The organism is Empedobacter sp. UBA5924 (genome assembly GCF_002431085.1).
Classification (GTDB): domain Bacteria; phylum Bacteroidota; class Bacteroidia; order Flavobacteriales; family Weeksellaceae; genus Empedobacter; species Empedobacter falsenii_B.
On the sequence record NZ_DJDM01000048.1, the window covers coordinates 17,268 to 38,129 of the forward strand.

Sequence of the window (20,862 nt, forward strand, 5' to 3'; positions counted from 1 at the left end):
GTATTTTTTTAGTTATAAGTCGTAAGTATTAAGTTATAAGTTTTTGTCATTCTGAGTTCATCTCAGAATCTCATTAAATTTAAGTGTGATACTGAAACAAGTTCAGTATGACATTTTACATAATACTTTTTACATTTTACTTACTTTCATTCCACGTTTTATAATTCGAAGCCATTGACTCGTAATAATAATCTGGAACTTCTGTTAATGGTTCACAAGGTTTTAAACTATCATGACAATCACTTGGTAATTGCATATATTGTTGAGTACCTTGATCTTTCCATTCGATCATTTGATCCGAAACTTGTTTTACGATTTTTGCAGGATTTCCAACCACAACACTTCTTGTCGGAATATGTGTATCAGCCTTTACAAAAGCTAAAGCACCAACAATACATTCGTCTTCTACCACAACATTATCCATAACAACTGCATTCATCCCAACCATACAATTACGACCAATTGTTGCGCCGTGAATAATTGCGCCGTGACCGATATGCGCTTTTTCTTTTAAATGAACTGTTGTTCCTGGAAACATATGAATCGTACAATTTTCTTGTACATTGCAATTATCTTCGATAATAATTTGTCCCCAATCACCACGTAACGCACAACCTGGACCAATGTAAACATCTTTCCCAATAATCACATTTCCTGTCACCACAGCTTGCGGATGAATAAATGCTGTTGGATGAACAACGGGTTTATATCCTTTGAATTCGTAAATCATTTTTCTAATATAGTTTTTCGTTTGACGAAATTCGAACTTAGTATTACTCGAAAAACTAACTTCGAATTTCGAATAACTATTTTATGCTCTTTCAATAATTACAGCGTAACCTTGTCCTAAACCGATACACATTGTAACCAATGCATAACGTTTTCCTGTAGCTTGTAATTCGTAAGCCGCAGAATTTAAGATACGCGCTCCTGACATTCCAAGTGGATGTCCTAAAGCGATAGCTCCACCATTTGGATTGATACGAGAATCGTTATCTACTAAACCTAATGCACGCGTACATGCTAAAGATTGCGCTGCAAAAGCTTCATTTAATTCAATTACATCAATATCATTCATTGTTAAACCAGCTTTTTCTAATGCAATTTTAGTTGCATTCACTGGTCCAATTCCCATAATGCGAGGCTCAACACCTGCAACACCAGAAGAAACAATACGTGCCATTGGTGTTAAACCAAAATCTTTAATCGCTTGTTCAGAAGCTAAAATATTCGCTGCCGCACCATCATTAAGCCCAGAAGCATTACCCGCAGTTACCGTTCCATCTGCTTTGAAAGCTGGGCGTAACTTTGATAAAATCTCCATTGTTGTATTATTCTTTGGGAATTCATCTATATCAAAAATAATAGCATCACCTTTACGTTGTGGAATAACAACAGGAACAATCTCTTTCGCTAAACGTCCATTCGCTTGCGCAGCAGCCGTTTTTTGTTGAGACCAAACCGCAAATAAATCTTGATCATCACGCGAAATATTATCACGCTCTGCTAAATTTTCAGCTGTATTACCCATTCCATCAACTCCCCACATTTCTTTCATTTTTGGGTTAATAAAACGCCAACCAAAAGTTGAGTCATAAATTTGTGCATCACCACCAAATGGAGAAGCCGATTTAGAAATTACTAAAGGTGCACGTGTCATCGATTCTGCTCCACCAGAAATCATTAATTGTGCATCACCAACCTGAATTGCTCTCGATGCTGCAATTGCAGCTGATAAGCCAGAAGCACATAAACGATTCACTGTTTCACCTGGAACTGTGTAAGGTAATCCAGATAATAAAGCCGACATACGAGCTATATTACGGTTATCCTCTCCTGCTTGATTTGCATTCCCTAAAATTACATCGTAGAATGCAGCAGGATCAATTGATGGATTTCTTTTTAATAATTCGGCGATTACCATTGCCCCCATATCATCTGGACGAACAGCAGATAATCCACCTTTTAATTTACCAATTGGAGTTCTAACTCCATCTATAATATATGTTTGGTTCATTGTTTTAAAGCTTTATGCCTAAAACTTTATGCTTTAGGCAATTTATAAAATTTATTCTTCAATTAAAGGTTTACCTGTTCTAAAGCAAGTTCCTTTAAATAAAGCAATTAATTCGTTGTTTTGATTTGTAACTTTGATATCGTAAATACCTGTTTTTTTCGTTGTCGAAACTTCTTGAGATTCAATGGTAAAAACATCTCCATTGCGTCCAGCTTTCGTAAATGAAATATGAACATCTAAAGCAACTGAGATATTATTGTACATATTGCACGAAAAAGCAAATGCAGAATCTGCCATCGCAAACGTAACGCCTCCGTGAACAGACCCCACTCCGTTCATCATTTCAGGACGAATTGCTGCTTGTAATTTTGCATATCCTTCTCTTACTTCAATTACTTCTAAACCTAACCATTCACTAAATTTATCGTGGTCAAGCATTGCATTTAATAACTTTTGTGATTCCATGTTTTGATATTTTTTAGTAGAATGTTTTGTTCTCTTTGACGAAATTTCTAATAATTGGACTTAAACGGTAACGGTCTTCGTGGTAATAATTGTACAATTCATCTAAATCGTTTTGTACATTTTCAAGACCATATTCATCCGCCCATTTCAATAGTCCTTTAGGGTAATTAACCCCTTTTGTCATCGCTGTATCTAAATCCTCACGGTTTGCAATGTTTAAAAATAAAGCATCAGCTGCTTCATTGATTAACATCACTAAAACGCGTTTGTAGATTTTTTCTAATAATGCTTGATCTTGAGATGGTGCTTTTTTCTCCACTCCTTCTGCATAATTGTAAAATCCACGACCAGATTTACGACCGTAAAATCCAGCTTCGAATAAACGTTTTTGAGAAAAAGATGGTTTAAATCTTGGATCATAAAAGAATGATTCGAAAACCGATTCGGTTACACGATAATTCACATCATGACCAATAAAATCCATTAATTCGAAGGGTCCCATACGGAAACCTCCAACAGAAGTCATCGCAAAGTCTATTGTTTCTGCATCTGCAACTCCTTCTTCTAATAAACGAATTGATTCGCTGTAGAATGGACGAGCCACACGATTTACTATAAATCCAGGAGTATCTTTTGTGATGACTGGTAATTTACCAACAGATTGAATCAATGCTTTTACTTCGTCTGCTAATCCTTCGCGTGTTTGTACGGCTGGAATAATTTCTACCAAAGCCATTAATGGTGCAGGGTTGAAATAGTGGATTCCAATTACACGTTCTGGTTTAGAACAAGCAGATGCAATTGATGCGATTGATAATGAAGAAGTGTTTGACGCTAAAATACATTCGTCAGAAACGATTTCTTCCACTTGTTTGAAAACTGATTTTTTAATATCTAAGTTTTCAATAATTGCTTCAATCATCAAATCGATGGATGCAAAAGCACTTAAACTATCTGCATATTCGATATTGTTTTGAATTTCTTGTGCTTTTTCAGCAGTATATTTTTCTTTCGCCACTAACTTCTCGAAAGTCTTCGCTAAGTTTTGTTTTGAACGATCTAAAGCTTCTTTATTTGTGTCATATAAAACAACTGGATGACCATATTGAGCAAAAACTTGCGCAATTCCAGACCCCATTGCTCCACCACCAATAATTCCTATTTTTTTCATTTCTTACTCGCCTTTAAAAACAGGATTTCTTTTCTCGATAAATGCGTCTACACCTTCTTGATAATCTGATGTATTCCCTGATTTAGCTTGAAATAATCCTTCTTGAATTAATTGTTCTTCGATTGAATTATTAAATGTTTGATTCAATAATTTCTTTGTATAAGCCAAACCTTTTGTTGGAAGATTGGCTAATTTATCAGCAATCTTTGCAACTTCAGCATCGAAAATATCGTCAGCAAAAAACTCATAAATCATTCCGATTTCTTTTGCTTGAGCCGCCGAAACTTTATCTGCAAGCATCATTAAAGCAGTTGCTTTTTGAAGTCCAATTAAACGAGGTAAGAAATAAGTTCCTCCACAATCTGGGATTAAACCAATTTTAGAAAAAGCTTGAATGAAATTTGTCGATTCTTTCGCAACAACAATGTCACAAGCCAAAGCTAAATTTGCTCCCGCACCGGCAGCAACACCGTTTACAGCAGCAACAACTGGTTTGTCCATGTTTCTAATTTTAAGAACCAATGGATTGTAATTTTCTTGAACGATTTTATTGAAGTCGATTTCTTTTTCTTCTAAAACTTCTCCTAAATCTTGACCAGCGCAGAATGCTTTTCCCGTTCCAGTTAAAACCACTGCACGAACAGAAACATCTTGAGCTGCAACATCCAAGTGATGTTGAAGAGATTTAATCATTTCCTGATTAAAACTGTTAAAAACAGAAGGACGATTCAACGTAATCGTAGCAATTCCTCCCTCTTGTGTGTATAGGATTGATGTTGAATTTTCCATAATTTTTTAATGATGACATTTGAAATAATCAAATGGTTCGTGGCAACTATTGCATTGATACATAGCTTTACAGGCCGTAGAACCAAATTGACTGATAAGTCTGGTATCTGTAGAGCCACATTGTGGACATTCTACATTTTGTTCGTCTGAAAAGAGCTCATCGCTCGAAGGATTTTTAGTTGGAGGCGCAATTCCATAAGCCTTCATTTTTTGCTTTCCTTCTTCTGTCATCCAATCAGTTGACCACGAAGGGCTCAACTGATTAATGACATTGATATTTTTGAATCCTTTTTCGATTAATTTTAAACGAACAGAAATTGAAATTGCACTCATAGCAGGACATCCCGAATACGTAGGCGTAATTGTAACGTTGACACTTTCTTGGTCAATTAATTCAATTTTACGCACAACACCAAGATCAATTACACTAATCACAGGAATTTCTGGATCAGCGACTTCCTCCATGTATTGCCAAATTTCTTTTTCGGTTACCATTGCGAATCTGGATAAGTTCTTTGTAAATATTGTAAATCTGTTAAGATAAATCCTAAATGCTCTGTATGAACACCTTCTTTACCTCCTTTTTGTACAAAAGCATTTTCTACATCAGCTTCGATTGTCGCTTCGTCTAAAATTACTTTTACATTTGTTAACCAAGTCGCTTGGAATTCTTCTGGACTTGAAATTAATCCTTCTTCAACTAAAGCTTTTTGGTAAGGCGCTAATAAAAACGCTTCTTTTACATAAGGTAAAATATTATTTACAGCTTCCTGAATTTTATCGTGAGATTCTTGTGTTCCATCCCCTAAACGAATCATCCATTCTGATGACCATTTTAAGTGATATTTTACTTCTTTTAATGATTTTTCAGCGATAGCTTGTAATTTAAGATCTTTTACTTTCAAGAATTGTTCTAGCAATAACGCGTGGTAAGAATCATAAAAGAATTGACGTGCAACTGTATCACCGAAATGTCCGTTTGGTAACTCAACTAACAATAAGTTTTTGTATTCACGCTCTTCGCGTAACATTGCTAACGTATCTTCTGTTGCTCCATTTCCGATCATTTCAGCCGCATAGTCATAATAATTAGATGTTTGACCTAATAAATCTAACGCCATATTAGACATTGCGATGTCTTGTTCTAAAATTGGACCATGACCACACCATTCGCATAAACGTTGTGCCAAAATTAGATTTGTATCTGCTAAATGTAAGATAAAATCGATGTAATTTTGATTGTTTTGATAAACTGTACTTGTCATAAATTACATGTTTTTAATTTCTTCTGGTACATCATAAAAAGTTGGATGACGGTAAACTTTGTCTTCTGCAGGATCAAAAAATTGTTCTGCTTCATCAGGATTAGAAGCATGAATATTAGCAGATTCTACCACCCAAATACTTACACCTTCTAAACGACGCGTATATACATCACGTGCATTTTCTAGTGCCATTGTAGCATCAGCAGCATGTAAGCTCCCAACGTGTTTGTGGTCTAACCCTTGTTTACTTCTAATGAATACTTCCCATAAAGGCCAATCTCTATTTTCCATCTTTTTATGCGTTTTTGCGTTGTTCTTTTTCTAATTCTCTTTGTTTTCTTTTTTCGTGGTAAGCTGTTGCAGCATCACGAACCCAAGCTCCTTCGTTGTGAGCATTACGGCGAGCATCCAAACGTTGTTTGTTACATTTACCGTTTCCTTTCACAACATTCCAGAATTCTTCCCAATCAATTTCTCCGAATTCGTAGTGACCTGTTTCTTCATTGAATTTTAGATCTGGATCTGGAATAGTTAATCCTAAATATTCGGCTTGAGGAATAGAAATATCCACGAAACGTTGACGTAATTCGTCATTCGAAAAACGTTTGATTCTCCATTTCATTGATAATTCTGAGTTTGATGATTCTTCATCTTTTGGTCCAAACATCATTAATGTAGGCCACCACCAACGATTCATTGCATCTTGCAACATCGCTTTTTGTTCTGGTGTTCCTTTTGATAATACCACTAATGCTTCGTAACCTTGTCTTTGGTGGAAAGATTCTTCTTTACAAACACGTACCATTGCGCGAGCATAAGGTCCGTAAGATGTACGACATAATGGAACTTGATTCAGAATCGCAGCTCCATCTACCAACCAACCAATCATTCCGATATCTGCCCAAGTAAGGGTTGGATAATTGAAGATTGATGAATATTTAGCTTTACCTGAATGTAAATCATTTAATGTTTGAATACGGGAAACACCTAATGTTTCAGCAGCACAATATAAGTATAATCCGTGACCAGCTTCGTCTTGAACTTTCGCTAATAAGATTTTCTTTCTATTTAATGAAGGCGCTCTTGTAATCCAGTTTGCTTCTGGTAACATCCCAACAATTTCTGAGTGAGCATGTTGAGAGATTTGTCTGATTAATGTTTTACGGTATGCGTCTGGCATCCAGTCTTTTGGTTCGATACGAACTTCATTTTCAATCTTATTATCGAAGATTTCTTGAAAATCAATTTCTTTTGCACTCATTTCTAAACGTTTTTAAAGTTGATTATTTGGCATCAAAATCTACCACGACTTCTGCAGAACGAGGGTGCGCTTGACACGCTAATACAAATCCTCTTTCTAATTCATCTGGCTCAAGTGAGTAGTTGATGTCCATTTCTACCTCACCCTTCTCTACTTTACACTTACAAGTTGCGCAAACACCACCTTTACAAGCATAAGGTAAATCAGCTCCGTTTTGTAAAGCCGCATCTAAGATTGTGTCGCCATTGTAACCCAAATCAATCTGTAAAGCTGTTGCATCTAATTTAATGGTAACTTTACTCATTGTATCGTTTGATTGTTTTACAGCTTTTTGACGCTCTACCTTTTTCGCTTCTGCAGATGCACTATAGAATAATTCGAAATGTAAATGTTTTACATCAACTCCTGCTTCTACAAAAGCGTCACGACCGCTTAAAATCATTTCTTCTGGTCCACAAAGGAAAACTTCGCTTACTTCTTTTGGATCGATGATATTTTGCAAGAAATATTCAATTTTTGATTTATCAATACGACCACTCAAAATCTCAGCATCAGCCGTTTCACGACTCAAGATATTGTAAACGCTAATGCGTTCCATGTATCTATTTTTTAATGCTTCGATTTCTTCTTTAAAAATAATCGAACTTTTGTTTCTGTTTCCATATAACAGCACAAATTGACTGTTAGGTTCTGTTTGTAGAACTGTTTTGATAATCGAAAGTACTGGTGTAATTCCAGATCCCGCCACAATTCCTACATATAACTTTTTGTTGTCTTCGTGTACTTCTGTAAAGAAATTTCCTTGTGGAGTCATTACATCAAGAACATCGCCAACTTTGATTGTATCGTTAACAAATGTCGAGAAAATTCCATCCTCAATTTTCTTTACAGCAACTCTTAATTCATTATCCAAAGGACTTGAACAAATTGAGTAAGAACGTCTAATTTCTTCGTTATTGTGAAAATTCTTAAACGTTAAATATTGACCATGTTTGAATTTGAATTCTTGGTTTAATTCTTCTGGCACTTCAAATGTAACGGATACACAATCTGGTGTTTCCTTTTTTACATTTTTAACGCGTAATTGGTGAAAATTTATAGCCATATTATTTTTGAAATCCGTTAATTAATAGTGTCATTAAGTCATTTTCTAACTGCTCTGGTGAGATATCTCGTCCAGGTTTGTACCACAATTCTATCCAACGTAATGATGATAATAAAGTAAATAAAGCAACCGAAACATTCAAATCTTTAAATTCACCTGCTGCAATTCCTGCTTTGATAAGATTGGCGATTCTTTTTTCGTATCCTTTTCGAATTGTTTTATACAAATCCTTTTTCGTATCCGAAAGATTTTTCCAATCATTATTTGCAACAGAAACTTCGTTTGGCTCATCAATAATCATTCTGACATGCAATTGAATTAAATCTCTCAATTTCTGAACATTTGATTCGTTTGTATCTTCGATCGAGCTAATGTGAGAAACATATTGATTAGCAACTTTAAAACAAATCTCTTCTAAAATTTCGTCTTTCGAACGAATATGATTGTATAAACTTGCGGCTTCCATTCCAACCTTTTCAGCCAGTTCACGCATTGATGTTGCCGAATAACCTTTTTGTTTAAAGATTAAGGCAGCTTCTTGAATAATCAGTTCTTTTTTACTTTGTTTAGGCATATATTTATAAATGTCTGTTATCGATGATTCGGTTTAATTTTCCTCCTTCACTTTTCGGAAGTTCATCAACTTGATACAATTTAACATTCATTCCTAATCCAATATTGTCTCTAATTTTTTTGTGAATATTAGAGATTAATTTGCAACATGCATGATTAGATTCGTCGTTCAAATTATCACAAGTGAAACCTTGGCTTGCAAAATAGTCAGGATTAATTTCAAATCCAACTTCTACAGCATCCATATTTTTAGGTTTTGTTAAAACTACTTGATAATTTGGTGATAATTCTGGGAATTCTGGAATAAAATCAGCGATTTGTGTGTGAAAGAAATTTACACCTCTAATAATCATCATATCATCTGCACGACCAATAATTGGTCCCATTTTGATATGTGTTCTTTTCTTAGAATGTTCGTACGTAAGGGTTGTGATATCTCCCGTCCAATAACGCACCAATGGTAAAGCTTCTTTTGTTAACGTTGTAATCACTAAAACTCCAGGTTGTCCGTAAGGCACAGGTTCACCTGTTTTCTCGTCTACAATTTCTGGAAAGAAATGATCTTCCCAAATGTAAGATCCTGATCCTTGCTCTTCATAATCTTCATTAGATACACCAGGTCCGATAATTTCGCTCAATCCATAAATATTAGACGCTTTGATATTCAAACTTCCTTCTACTTCTTGACGTAACGCTTCTGACCATGGTTCTGATCCCAAAATCGCAAACTTAAGATTTAAGCTTTCTAACGATTCTCCTCTTTTTTTGATTTCCTCAGCTACTGTTAATGCATACGATGGTGTTGCACAAATCGCATCAGCCTGAAAATCTTTCAACAACATGATTTGTTTTTCAGTATTTCCACCAGAAATAGGAATAACTGTCATTCCTAATTTTTCTGCTCCATAATGTAATCCCAAACCTCCAGTAAACAAACCATAACCATAGGCATTTTGTAATGTCATTCCTGGTTCGCATCCAGAAGCTGCTAAAGAACGTGCTACTACTTCTGAAAATAATTCGATGTCGTTTTTGGTATAACCTACAACAGTTGGTTTTCCTGTTGTGCCGCTTGAACAATGTAAACGGATTACGTTGCTCTTTGGTTCTGCAAATAATCCGAACGGATAGTTCTCTCTTAAATGTGTTTTTTTGGTAAAAGGTAATTTGTGTAGATCTTCAACACCTTTGATGTCTTCTGGTTTTATTCCAGCTGCATCAAATGCTTCTTTGTAAAAAGGTACATTGTTATACACTTTTTGCAACATGTTTTGAAGTCTTTCGTTTTGAAGAACGCGCAATTTTTCAATTGGCATTTGTTCTATCTCGGGATTAAATATCATAATTTTTGCAGATTTTGATTTTTGATAATAACAAATTTAATCAAAAAAACTAAAAAAACTAACAAACGTTAGTTTTTTTAGTGTAAAAAATACAATTCATACTAATTATTGTCTTTTAATAAGATAAAACATCATTAATCAATGTTTTTAATTTTTCAGCATTAGGTAACATCTCTGCTTCTAAAGTCGAATTTAATGGAATTGCTGGCATATCTTGCGCTCCTAACACACGAATTGGTGCATCTAAGTACTCAAAACACTCTTCATTAATTAAGCCTGAAATACTCTGTGCAAAAGAGTTTTGCTTCGCTTCTTCTGTCAAAACAATACAACGATTGTGTTTTTTTACACTATTAAAGATTGTTTCTTCATCTAACGGAACTAAAGTTCTTAAATCGATAATTTCGACTTGATTAGGAAAATCCTTTGCCGCTTGTTTTGCCCAATACACTCCCATTCCGTATGTAATAATCGAAACAGAATTATGATTTTGAGAAGATTCAGCCGTTAAAACTTCACGTGCTTTACCAAAAGGCAATACATAATCTTCGTCCGGCTCAACTGTCGCAGCATCTTCTGTTCCTTTTATTTTACTCCAATACAACCCTTTGTGCTCTAGCATTACCACAGGATTCGGATCGTAATATGCTGCTTTCATCAAACCTTTCAAATCCGCTCCAGTAGATGGATACGCAATTTTAATTCCTTTAATATTCGTCAAAACACTTTCAACTGAACTTGAATGATAAGGTCCTCCGCTTCCATACGCACCAATTGGTACACGTAAAATCATCGAAACTGGCCATTTACCGTTTGATAAATAATTAGAACGCGCCACTTCTGTAAACAATTGATTCAATCCTGGCCAAATATAATCTGCAAATTGCACCTCAACAATTGGTTTTAAGCCAACTGCAGACATTCCAACCGTAGATCCGATTATAAACGCTTCTTGAATTGGTGTATTAAATACACGATTTTTACCATATTGTTTTGCTAAAGTTGCCGCTTCACGAAAAACTCCACCTAAACGCAATCCTACATCTTGTCCATATAATAAAGCTTCTGGATGTTTTGCCATTAATTCACGAATCGCAAATAATGCAGAATCTACCATTACTGTTTTATCTTTTCCTTCTGGAGAACGATTTCCTTTTTCTTCGTTAATCGGTGTTGATGCAAAAACATGCGTATATAAATCTTCAGAACGTGGATCTTCTGCTTTTAATGCTTCTTGATATTCTGCCTGAACTTGTTCTTTTATCTTATTCTCAATTTCGATTAAATCATTTTCATCGAAACCTTCATTTAATAAAGTATATTTTAATTTATCGTAAGGATCACGAGATTGTGCTTCCTCTAAATCATCTCTGTACCATTCTTTGCGAACGCCAGATGTATGATGATTCAATAAAGGAACTTTTGCATGAACCAAAATCGGACGACGTTCTGTACGAATAATTTCAATTGCACGTTGAAGCGTTTCATAAGAAGCTAAAAAATCCGTTCCATCAACCACAAAAACTTCCAAACCATTGAAACCTTTTGCATAATGAGCGATATCTTGTGCACGAATTTCATCTGCCGAAGCCGAAATATCCCATTCATTATCTTGAACCAAATATAAAATTGGTAATTGTTTCAACGCTGCCATTTGGAAAGCTTCTGCCACCTCGCCTTCCGTACAAGACGCATCTCCTAACGAACAAACCGCAATTGGTTTTACTTCTTCATCACAAAGACCTTCTAACTCTTTGTATTGCATTCCCATCGCAATTCCTGTTGTTGGAATCGCTTGCATTCCCGTTGCACTACTTTGATGCGGAATTTTTGGCATATTATCACGACGCAAACTTGGATGAGAATAATAGGTTCTTCCTCCAGAAAAAATATCGTCGCGTTTTGCTAATAATTGCAGCATCAATTCATAAGGCGTAATTCCAATTGATAATAACATGGCATCATCACGGTAATACGCGCTTAAGTAATCTTGTGGTAATAATTGTAATCCTGTAGCAATTTGTATTGCTTCGTGTCCACGCGCTGTTGCATGTACATATTTGCTTGTTACAGCTTTATTTTCTTCGTATAATTCGGTTAAAGATTTTGCAGTAACCAATAATTCGTATGCTTGTTTAAGTAATGTTGTTGTTGATAATGTGGTTTCCATTCTGATTAAATTTGCGTGTTAACATCCCAATTTTCCATGTAATCTGAAATTCGCTTCAAGAAAACGCCTCCCAAAGATCCATCTATCACACGATGATCAAACGAAAGTGACAAATACATAAATTGTCTCGCCACAATAATATCTCCGAATTCAGTTTCCAAAACCGCAGGTTTTTTCTTGATTACACCAGTCGCTAAAATTGCCACTTCAGGTTGATTGATAATTGGCGTTCCCATCAAATTGCCAAAAGTCCCCACATTACTTATTGTGAACGTTCCTCCACGAACATCATCTGGCGAAAGTTTATTATTTCTTGCTTTATCTACAATTGAATTTACACCTTTTGCTAAACCTTCTAAATTTAATTCATTGGCTTGATGAATGACAGGAACAATTAAATTATTACTTGGTAAAGCAGTTGCAATTCCAATATTTATCTCATTGTGTTTGATTATTTTAGTCTCAGTTTCATCAACTGATACATTAATCAATGGAAAATCTTTAATTGCACGAACAACACAATCTACAATTAACGGTGTAAATGTCAATTTTTGTTTGTATTTAGCTTCAAAAGCAGCTTTATTTTCTTCTCGCCATTTTACAAAATTCGTAACATCAGGTTCTACATAAGCCGTCACATGAGGCGAAGTTTGTTTGCTCTTTTTCATGTGTTTTGAAATCAATTGACGCATTTTATCCATCTCAATGATTTCATCTTTCGCTCCATAAGAAGAACTTGAAACTATATTATTTTTATTTAAAGTATTACTTGAATTATTAGTTGTAAATGATTTATTTTGAATATAATTTAATACATCATTTTTCGAAATTCTTCCATCACGACCAGAACCTTTTATTTGTGAAATATCTGTTGATTGAAGATTTTCTTTTTGGATAATACTTTTTACCAAAGGTGATAAAAAATGATTTGTATCGATTGAATTTATAACTTGCGAAGTTGTAACAGTTTCAATCTTTTTTTCTTCAACATTTTCAGTTTTTTGAGCTGATTGTTGTTGAGTTTCTGAAGGCTCAATTAAAGCGAAAACTTCTCCTATTTTTATTTCATCTCCTTCATTAAATCTAAACTCAATAATTTTTCCAGCAGTTGTAGAAGGCACATCAGAATCTACTTTATCCGTCGAAACTTCGGCAATTACTTCATCTTCTTGAATGAAATCGCCAACGTTTTTTGTAAAACGAACCAATTGTACAGACTCTACACTTTCTCCCAATTTTGGAATCGTTAGTTCTATATTCTTCATTTTATTTGTTTGCAGTTTTGAGCGTTGAAGATAATGATTTTTTATAAAAACTAATGAATGTTAGTTGAAATATTCATTAGTTTTACGCAAATTAATTAAACAATGGAAGATATTTTTGTTGGGATATGGTTTCTTTTTGTATTAACAATGACCTTTTTACCTATAATGTGTTTAATACATGTTATTACACATCAATTTAGAAATTTAAAAACAAAATTTCTATGGATTTTTGTTGTAGTATTAATTCCATACTTAGGTCCTATTTTATATTATTTAAAAGGTCGAAATATGGTTATAAATAACTAAAACCTCATCACCAAACCAACTCCCGCTTGATTATTTTGATAAATAGGAAAAACCATTGTCGCTATTTTTGATTCTTTATTTTTTGGAGAAAACCAGTTGTTAATCGTAGGAAATAACCAATACGCCAATTCCGTCGATAAAATTCCTATTCCCGCTCCAGCAACAACATCTCCAACCCAATGGCGATTATTGATAACACGATAAACACCCGTAAAAGCAGCCAAAGGATATCCAGCCAAACTCAACCAAAAATTAGAATCTTGGTATTCTCGAAACATAAATTGAGCCGTAGAAAATGCATTTGCCGTATGTCAAGAAGGAAAAGAAAGATTATTTGTGCCATCGGGTCTTTCTTCCTGTACAGTGTGTTTTAGCCCCATCACCAAACCTGTATTGATGATTTGAGAAGTTGCAAAAATTATTGTACGATCTCGTAAATTATGTTTCCCTTGAACGCCAGCCAAATTCAATCCATAAACCGCTGCTGCAGGTAAATATTGTGTATAATTATCAAATTTATTTCCTTTTGTTTTATCTTCTAAAATTTCGTTTTGAGTAGATTTATTTAAATTATCCAATGCTGGAATTGCCAAACTCAAACTTCCGTATGTAATTAAAGTCGCAGGAATAATCAACTTTTTGTCGTTGAAATGATAAACTTTATCTTCTGGATTAAATATTTGCTTTGGAATAGAATCAAGTTGAATAGAATCGGTTTTAGTTTGCTGAATTGTATCTTGTGCATTCCCTTTTATAGAAAATATTGAAAGTAATACACAATTCATGACTATCGTTTTTGTTTTAATTTGGTTCATTTTCACATTCATTTTATTGAACAAATGTATTTGAAACCTCCTTACACAAAACTTAAGATTTGATTAAGAAAAAAGCCATTAGAAATAATCCAATGGCTTTAAAAAAATATCTATTTATAAATTTCCTCGACGTTCTTGCTCTCTTTCTAAGGCTTCGAACAATGCTTTGAAATTACCTGCTCCAAACGATTGCGCTCCATGACGCTCGATAATTTCGTAGAATAATGTTGGACGATCTTCGACTGGTTTCGTAAAAATTTGTAACAAATAACCTTCTTCATCACAATCAACCAAAATTCCTAAATCTTGTAACTTCTTAATATCCTCATCAATTTCACCAACACGCTCTGGAATCATATCGTAATAAGCCTCTGGTGGCGCTGATAAAAACTCAACTCCACGAGATTTAAGTTCTGTCACAGTTTTTACAATATCCTTAGTTGCAACTGCAATATGCTGCACTCCTTCTCCTTCGTAAAAATCTAAATATTCTTCTACTTGAGATTTCTTTTGACCTTCTGCAGGCTCATTGATAGGGAATTTTGAATAACCATTTCCGTTACTCATCACTTTCGACATTAATGCTGAATATTCCGTATTGATTTGTTTATCATCAAACGATAAAATATTTACAAATCCCATTACATCTTGGTACCAAGCAACCGCTTCGTTCATACGATTCCAACCCACATTACCAACGCAATGATCCACATATAATAAACCACAATCTGTTGGTTGATATGTTGATTCAGATTTTACATAACCTGGCATAAAAGGACCTTCATAATTTTTACGTTCAATAAACATATGGATTGTTTCGCCATATGTATAAATTCCAGACATTTTTACTTCACCAAACTCATCTGTAATCGTAGTTGGCTCCATATAAGGTTTTCCTCCACGTTTTGTTGTTTGCTCAAAAGCATCGTACGCATCATCCACCCAAAGTGCTAAAATTTTAACTCCATCACCATGTTTCATTGCATGTTGACAAATTGGAGAATCTGATTTTAAACCAGAAGTTAATACCAAACGAATCTTCCCTTGTTGTAAAACATAAGAAGCTCTATCTCTCACTCCAGTTTCTGGGCCAGCATACGCAACTTCCTGAAATCCAAAAGCTGTTTTGTAATAATGTGCAGATTGTTTTGCATTACCAACATAAAACTCGATATAATCGGTTCCATTAATTGGAAGAAAATCTTGTGCTAATGCTATTTTTTCTGCAAATGTTTGTGTACTCATTTTATTGTGTTTTTTATTTTATTGTATTATGTAAAATGTATTGAGTTTTACTGTATATGATTTATTCAGTTTCTCTTGACTTAAAATATTTGATTTTCAATCAAGTTCATAATGACTTTTATAAAACCCTTTCTTAGATTATTCGACAAGCTCAGAATGACAATAAACTTAGAACTTAGAACTTAGAACTTAGAACTTAGAACTTAGAACAAAATTAAAATCTCTTAATAAAGCCAAGATTTATAATAATCTGGATCTTCTATTTCTAACGCTTGTTCGGTTAACATCAATGGTCTGAAAGGATCAATCATCACCGCTAATTCGTGTGTTTCTTTCGCTCCAATTGATTTTTCAACTGTACCAGGATGTGGACCATGCGGAATTCCTGCTGGATGTAATGTAATTTGTCCTTTCTCCACCGATTTTCTCGACATAAAATCTCCATCCACATAATATAAAATTTCATCAGAGTCTACATTACTATGGTTATAAGGAGCTGGAATCGCATTTGGATGATAATCGAAAAGACGTGGAACAAAACTACAAATCACAAAACCTGCACCTTCAAAAGTTTGATGAACAGGCGGTGGCTGATGAATACGACCTGTAATTGGCTCGAAATTATGAATAGAAAAAGCCCATGGATAATGATAACCATCCCAACCTACAAAATCAAAAGGATGAGTTCCATAAACATACGGATAAATTAATCCTTCTTTTTTGATCATAATCTTGAAATCTCCGTGTTCATCATTTGTTTCAAGATTTTGAGGACGTTTAATATCGCGCTCGCAAAAAGGCGAATGTTCCATTAACTGTCCAAAATGATTGCGATAACGACGAGGTGTTTCAACTGGGCTAAATGATTCTGTAATAAATAGACGATTATTAGAATCATTAAAATGAAGTTGATAAATAATTCCACGTGGAATCACTAAATAATCTCCATATTCAAATTCAATTTGTCCATAACCAGTTTTTAAAACTCCAGAACCTTCGTGTATAAAAATTACTTCATCCGCCATCGAATTTTTGTAGAAATAATCAGTCATCGATTCTTGTGGCGCAGCCAATGAAATATGCAAATCATTGTTAACCAAAACTGGTACACGAGATTCTAAATAATCTTTGGTAGGTTTTACTTTAAAACCTTTTAAAGAGGTATGTTTTAAATGTTTTGCGCGGGCAATTTTTGGCTCTACCGAATAAGGTTCGCTAATCGCTTTTACCAAAGTTGGTGGATAACAGTGGTAAACATTGGAATACGTACTCGAAAATCCATGCGTAGAAACTAATTCTTCTGCATATAATTCTCCATTTGGTTTTCGGAATACCGTATGTCGCTTTTGTGGGAATTCTCCCAAATGATGATAAAGTGGCATATCGTATTTTGTTTGTTATTTTGATGAAAAGGTAGATAGATGACGAAATTCGTCAACAAATAATCTGCAATATTCTAGTGTGAATATTGAGCAAATACAATTTTGGAAAGTAAAGCAGAAGTTTGCTTATTCATTCCAACAAATAAAGGTTTAATATTTTCTTTAATTGTTTGCATTTCTTTTCTGTGGCTATCTCAAAGATAGAAACATTTTTTGATTGTACAAAATACCTTACTAAAAAATGCTTTACAACAATTATTTTCAATATTTTTAAAAAACTACATATAACCCGTAGGGCATTATTGAACTAGATTAATTTTGAGATTATTTTATGTTTCTATTGAAAAGAAATTTATTGAGATGCTGAATGGTTGTTAAAACCTTTATTCTAACTAAAATTCGCTGTTATAAGAAAACGTATTACATCAAGCTTAGAATGTAGCAAAAATCTATGCTTCTATTGTGGTGAGAAAAGATTATATATTCATTTTGGCCTGATCCAAAACATTTGAAATCAAGAATTTGAAATTAAAAGGAGAAGCTTTATAAGCTTCGGAATATTACTTTTTGCTTGATCAAAAAGTAATCTCGACTCTTCAGCAATGATAATCTATAAATTTGTTGTTATAAGTGAATTTAAGTATAGAAAAGTATTATAAAAATGTCATATGATTTGGAAACGAGTGTCAAAAAGTTGAAAGTCATGATTAAGATGTTTTACTGTTTGCGGAGCAAATGATTTAAAACATTCAATGACTGAAACCAATTTTGACCGTTGAAAATCAAAGACAAGAGTTTTTTGATTACTTTTTTGCTCTCAAAAAAGTGATAGAAAGATTATTCTCGTTTTTCAAAACTATATTTCATTCATTTTTTATTCATGAGTTATTATTGTTTTCAAATGAATTCATATGCCCTTTGGGGAACCTTGACGCAAAAACATTTGAGATTAAGAATTTGAAATTAAAAGGAGAAGCTCCTGTGGAGCTTAGGTAAAATTGTTACAAGTTGATTAATAATTATATGTTCATTTTTTCCTTGATGAAAAAACGAACCAAAAAAATCAAGACTTCGATTTTTGACGTTCAATCTTCATTTTACTCACTAAAAATATTAAATGACTCGCTATCGCTCACTAATCTTTTTTACGCTCGTTTCAATGGATTGAATCTCGTCTGCAAATCGTATGTCGGTTTTGGTACTCTTATTTACAATAATCTTGTCTCTTCAACAATGACGGTTTTTAATTCATTGTTAAAGGTGAAAATCAGTTGTTTTATTTCCATCGTAATATACATTATCAATTCCAATATGTCCAATACCATTTAACTGTGTTCCAACACCTGTCCAACCGTTAACCAATTCATCGTTAAAACTAAATTTATTAGGACCTAAAGTCTGTCCACCTTGTTCTCCTGGTTGAATATTGTAAAGATTGAAACTACGATGACGAAGAGCAGGAAGAGTTTTATCGATCGGAATAGCTAAAGAAAGAGTTTTTCCTTGTTTTACCAATTTAATCGACTGCATAACCAGTTCGGGCGTAATCAGATTTGCAGCACCTATTTTCGTCTCCTTTTCCATAAGGTGATGTTTGTCAACTGGTATCTTTCGGATCAATTAAAGTTTTATCTTGTGCGTAACCAGTAGCTGCTCCAAATAAAAGCATTCCAATAGCTACAAATTTGATTATAGGTTTTGTTTTCATCTATTTTCTTATTTTTAGATTTTCCCCAATTCTGTATTGATGAATTTCATTTCTTCAGCAGAAATAGTAATATCCATTGCTTTTGCATTGACTATCGCTTGTTCAGCATTTCTTGATCCAGCTAAAACAATCGAAATAGCAGGTTGTAAACTTGTCCAACGTAAAACTAATTGTGAAAGTGTAGCTCCTTTTTCTGCTGCAATTGGAGTAATTGTTTCAAGGAAAGTTTTTACTTTATCTAAATCAAATTGTTGGAAATAACCATTTCTGTGGTCATTATCTTTCAGTTTTCCATCTTTAAAGTATTTTCCGGTAAGTAAACCTCTTTCCATTGGACTGTACACAATAATTCCTAAATCATTATCCAAAGCATAAGGAACTAAATCCTGCTCTACTTCTCGGTTCAGCATACTATATCTAACTTGATTACTCACGATATTTAGTGTTTTACGCGCTTCTTCTACTTGATCCACACTGTAATTACTTACACCAGCAGTACGAATTTTACCTTGTTGAATTAAAATTTCCAAGGCTTCCATCGTTTCTGAAATTGGCGTTGTAGCATCTGGCCAGTGAATTTGCAATAAGTCGATATAATCCGTTTGTAAACGTCTTAGACTGTCTTCCACTTCTTTAATAACACTTTCTTTTGACGAATATTTATAAACAGGAATTGCTTTTCCATTTTCTTCTGCATCAAAGAAAAATTCACCTTTTCCGTTATTACTTCCGTCCCAAACTAAACCGAATTTTGTTAACAATTGAATTTTTGTTCTATCATAACCTTTTATAGCTTCACCAATCATTTTTTCGCTCAATCCAAAACCGTAAAATGGCGCTGTATCCAAAGTTGTTACACCATTTTCGATAGAAGCTTGTACCGATGCAATACTATCTTTTTGCTCGTTTCCACCCCACATATTTCCACCAATAGCGAAGGCTCCGTAAGTGATTGCTGATAATTCTAAATCTGTATTTCCTAATTTTCTGTATTCCATTTTTTATAGTTTTTTTGTTAAATAAATTTGTGGTATTTCTTGTAATTTTTCGACAACCAATTTGCCAAATTCTAAGATATAAGACTGTTGATTATGCTCATCTAAACCCTGTTGATCTCTCCAAATTTCGTAGAAAACAAATGTATTTTCGTCCTGCGAACCTTGATGCAAATCATACTGATATTAGCGTCTTCTTTTCTGGTTTCTGTAACCATATTCTGCAAAACAACTGTTACATCTTCGCGATATTCAGGTTTTGCTTTAATAACTGCTGTTAGGTAAATCATACCAATTCTTTTTCTTTAATGAATATGTTTTCTAAATGTTCTCTATATGCTATACGGTAATTTTCGATACGTTCTTCAGTTGCATTTTTTTCCAAGTCGTGGAAATGGAAACCGTTTATTCTACTTAGTCCTGCAAACTGATTCATTTTGTGGAAACCAAATAAAACACCCTCATCAACTGTTTTTTGATCGAAAAATTCTCCTTCTAAAGTAAAAGCCGTTTCTGGCGCATTCCATGTCGTATTAACCATATATTTTTTACCTTGCATCAATCCACCTGTTCCGTAATTAATTGCTGGATTTTTGCGTGAACGACCATCATTTCTATAAATTCCATTTTCATGTCCAGCCGTAAAAACTTCGTCGATATAATATTTCAAGCGATTTGGAACTTGAAACCACCAAATAGGAAAATGGTAAATAATCAAATCTGCCCATTTAAAATTCTCTACTTCTTCAAAAGCATCAAATTCATCATTTATATTTGTAACACGAAAATCAAAACCTTTTTCTTGTAAAAATTCTGTTGTCCAATTATTTAATGTTTTATTGAAAGCTCCACCTGAATGGGCAAAGTTTTGCGCTCCGTTGATAATAAATATATTCATTTGTATAATTTTAATTATTGATAGTGTAAATTTCTATCATATTTATATATTATACAAATAACTTAAATTACCCGTTGTGCATTTTAAAT

23 protein-coding genes and 1 pseudogene are annotated in these 20,862 nt (G+C 33.9%); 1 reads left to right on the forward strand and 23 read right to left on the reverse strand.

The window, feature by feature from the left end; all coding sequences use genetic code 11:
* Positions 1–136 precede the first annotated feature (136 nt).
* From B3792_RS12895 to B3792_RS12960, 14 genes are all read right to left on the reverse strand, one after another.
* Positions 137–730: a transferase hexapeptide repeat family protein gene (locus tag B3792_RS12895; protein WP_219035117.1), complete on the reverse strand. Its 594-nt coding sequence runs from the start codon at positions 728–730 to the stop codon at positions 137–139.
* An 81-nt stretch (positions 731–811) separates the two neighbouring features.
* Positions 812–2,017, reverse strand: coding sequence for a 3-oxoadipyl-CoA thiolase (gene pcaF / locus B3792_RS12900; protein WP_286496259.1), 1,206 nt, complete (start codon positions 2,015–2,017; stop codon positions 812–814).
* 51 nt (positions 2,018–2,068) lie between these two features.
* On the reverse strand, positions 2,069–2,482 hold the full coding sequence (gene paaI / locus B3792_RS12905; protein WP_291052331.1) for a hydroxyphenylacetyl-CoA thioesterase PaaI: 414 nt from the start codon (positions 2,480–2,482) through the stop codon (positions 2,069–2,071).
* A gap of 13 nt (positions 2,483–2,495) precedes the next feature.
* Positions 2,496–3,653 carry a 3-hydroxyacyl-CoA dehydrogenase NAD-binding domain-containing protein gene (locus tag B3792_RS12910; protein WP_291069788.1) on the reverse strand — a complete coding sequence of 386 codons (1,158 nt, stop codon included), beginning with the start codon at positions 3,651–3,653 and terminating at the stop codon, positions 2,496–2,498.
* A gap of 3 nt (positions 3,654–3,656) precedes the next feature.
* Positions 3,657–4,442 (reverse strand): enoyl-CoA hydratase-related protein, encoded by a 786-nt coding sequence (locus B3792_RS12915; RefSeq protein WP_038335712.1) that lies wholly within the window; start codon positions 4,440–4,442, stop codon positions 3,657–3,659.
* Positions 4,443–4,448: 6 nt separating this feature from the next.
* On the reverse strand, positions 4,449–4,937 hold the full coding sequence (gene paaD / locus B3792_RS12920; RefSeq protein WP_219035122.1) for a 1,2-phenylacetyl-CoA epoxidase subunit PaaD: 489 nt from the start codon (positions 4,935–4,937) through the stop codon (positions 4,449–4,451).
* Entirely contained in the window at positions 4,931–5,707 is a 777-nt protein-coding gene (gene paaC, locus B3792_RS12925; protein ID WP_219035123.1) for a 1,2-phenylacetyl-CoA epoxidase subunit PaaC, read from the reverse strand. The genes paaD and paaC overlap by 7 nt, the downstream gene beginning before the upstream one ends.
* A 3-nt stretch (positions 5,708–5,710) precedes the next feature.
* Positions 5,711–5,998 carry a 1,2-phenylacetyl-CoA epoxidase subunit PaaB gene (gene paaB, locus B3792_RS12930; protein ID WP_038335709.1) on the reverse strand — a complete coding sequence of 96 codons (288 nt, stop codon included), beginning with the start codon at positions 5,996–5,998 and terminating at the stop codon, positions 5,711–5,713.
* 4 nt (positions 5,999–6,002) lie between these two features.
* Positions 6,003–6,968, reverse strand: coding sequence for a 1,2-phenylacetyl-CoA epoxidase subunit PaaA (paaA, locus tag B3792_RS12935; protein ID WP_038335708.1), 966 nt, complete (start codon positions 6,966–6,968; stop codon positions 6,003–6,005).
* Between the two features lie 22 nt (positions 6,969–6,990).
* Positions 6,991–8,073 carry a 1,2-phenylacetyl-CoA epoxidase subunit PaaE gene (gene paaE, locus B3792_RS12940; protein WP_291047587.1) on the reverse strand — a complete coding sequence of 361 codons (1,083 nt, stop codon included), beginning with the start codon at positions 8,071–8,073 and terminating at the stop codon, positions 6,991–6,993.
* A 1-nt stretch (position 8,074) separates the two neighbouring features.
* The gene (locus tag B3792_RS12945) at positions 8,075–8,647 is read right to left on the reverse strand and encodes a TetR/AcrR family transcriptional regulator (RefSeq protein ID WP_038335706.1); all 573 of its coding nucleotides are present in this window, start codon (positions 8,645–8,647) and stop codon (positions 8,075–8,077) included.
* Positions 8,648–8,651: 4 nt separating this feature from the next.
* Complete coding sequence (locus B3792_RS12950; RefSeq protein WP_291047588.1) at positions 8,652–9,989, reverse strand: phenylacetate--CoA ligase family protein; 1,338 nt, start codon at positions 9,987–9,989, stop codon at positions 8,652–8,654.
* A 115-nt stretch (positions 9,990–10,104) separates the two neighbouring features.
* Entirely contained in the window at positions 10,105–12,159 is a 2,055-nt protein-coding gene (locus B3792_RS12955) for an alpha-ketoacid dehydrogenase subunit alpha/beta (RefSeq protein WP_291069790.1), read from the reverse strand.
* A gap of 5 nt (positions 12,160–12,164) precedes the next feature.
* Positions 12,165–13,424 (reverse strand): dihydrolipoamide acetyltransferase family protein, encoded by a 1,260-nt coding sequence (locus tag B3792_RS12960; protein WP_291052336.1) that lies wholly within the window; start codon positions 13,422–13,424, stop codon positions 12,165–12,167.
* 165 nt (positions 13,425–13,589) lie between these two features.
* Here B3792_RS12960 and B3792_RS14150 point away from each other — a divergent pair, with 165 nt between their 5' ends.
* Positions 13,590–13,730, forward strand: coding sequence for a PLD nuclease N-terminal domain-containing protein (locus tag B3792_RS14150; RefSeq protein ID WP_407933297.1), 141 nt, complete (start codon positions 13,590–13,592; stop codon positions 13,728–13,730).
* Here the strand turns inward: B3792_RS14150 and B3792_RS12965 are convergent.
* The 9 genes and pseudogenes from B3792_RS12965 to B3792_RS13000 all read right to left on the reverse strand — a co-directional run.
* Positions 13,727–14,029: pseudogene (locus tag B3792_RS12965) on the reverse strand (phosphatase PAP2 family protein); the annotation flags it as partial. The gene B3792_RS14150 and the pseudogene B3792_RS12965 overlap by 4 nt on opposite strands.
* A 12-nt stretch (positions 14,030–14,041) precedes the next feature.
* Entirely contained in the window at positions 14,042–14,515 is a 474-nt protein-coding gene (locus tag B3792_RS12970; protein WP_291069792.1) for a hypothetical protein, read from the reverse strand.
* 144 nt (positions 14,516–14,659) lie between these two features.
* Complete coding sequence (gene hppD, locus B3792_RS12975; protein WP_125350265.1) at positions 14,660–15,790, reverse strand: 4-hydroxyphenylpyruvate dioxygenase; 1,131 nt, start codon at positions 15,788–15,790, stop codon at positions 14,660–14,662.
* A 224-nt stretch (positions 15,791–16,014) separates the two neighbouring features.
* Positions 16,015–17,172: a homogentisate 1,2-dioxygenase gene (locus B3792_RS12980; RefSeq protein WP_038337326.1), complete on the reverse strand. Its 1,158-nt coding sequence runs from the start codon at positions 17,170–17,172 to the stop codon at positions 16,015–16,017.
* Between the two features lie 1,254 nt (positions 17,173–18,426).
* Positions 18,427–18,756 carry a hypothetical protein gene (locus B3792_RS12985; protein ID WP_260392018.1) on the reverse strand — a complete coding sequence of 110 codons (330 nt, stop codon included), beginning with the start codon at positions 18,754–18,756 and terminating at the stop codon, positions 18,427–18,429.
* A gap of 138 nt (positions 18,757–18,894) precedes the next feature.
* Entirely contained in the window at positions 18,895–19,878 is a 984-nt protein-coding gene (locus B3792_RS12990; protein WP_125350264.1) for an aldo/keto reductase, read from the reverse strand.
* 3 nt (positions 19,879–19,881) lie between these two features.
* Positions 19,882–20,049, reverse strand: coding sequence for a putative quinol monooxygenase (locus B3792_RS14095; protein WP_311394748.1), 168 nt, complete (start codon positions 20,047–20,049; stop codon positions 19,882–19,884).
* Complete coding sequence (locus tag B3792_RS12995) at positions 19,980–20,165, reverse strand: hypothetical protein (RefSeq protein WP_311394749.1); 186 nt, start codon at positions 20,163–20,165, stop codon at positions 19,980–19,982. The genes B3792_RS14095 and B3792_RS12995 overlap by 70 nt, the downstream gene beginning before the upstream one ends.
* The gene (locus tag B3792_RS13000; RefSeq protein ID WP_125350263.1) at positions 20,162–20,773 is read right to left on the reverse strand and encodes an NAD(P)H-dependent oxidoreductase; all 612 of its coding nucleotides are present in this window, start codon (positions 20,771–20,773) and stop codon (positions 20,162–20,164) included. Before B3792_RS13000 ends, B3792_RS12995 begins: the two co-directional genes overlap by 4 nt.
* Between the last annotated feature and the right edge of the window lie 89 nt (positions 20,774–20,862).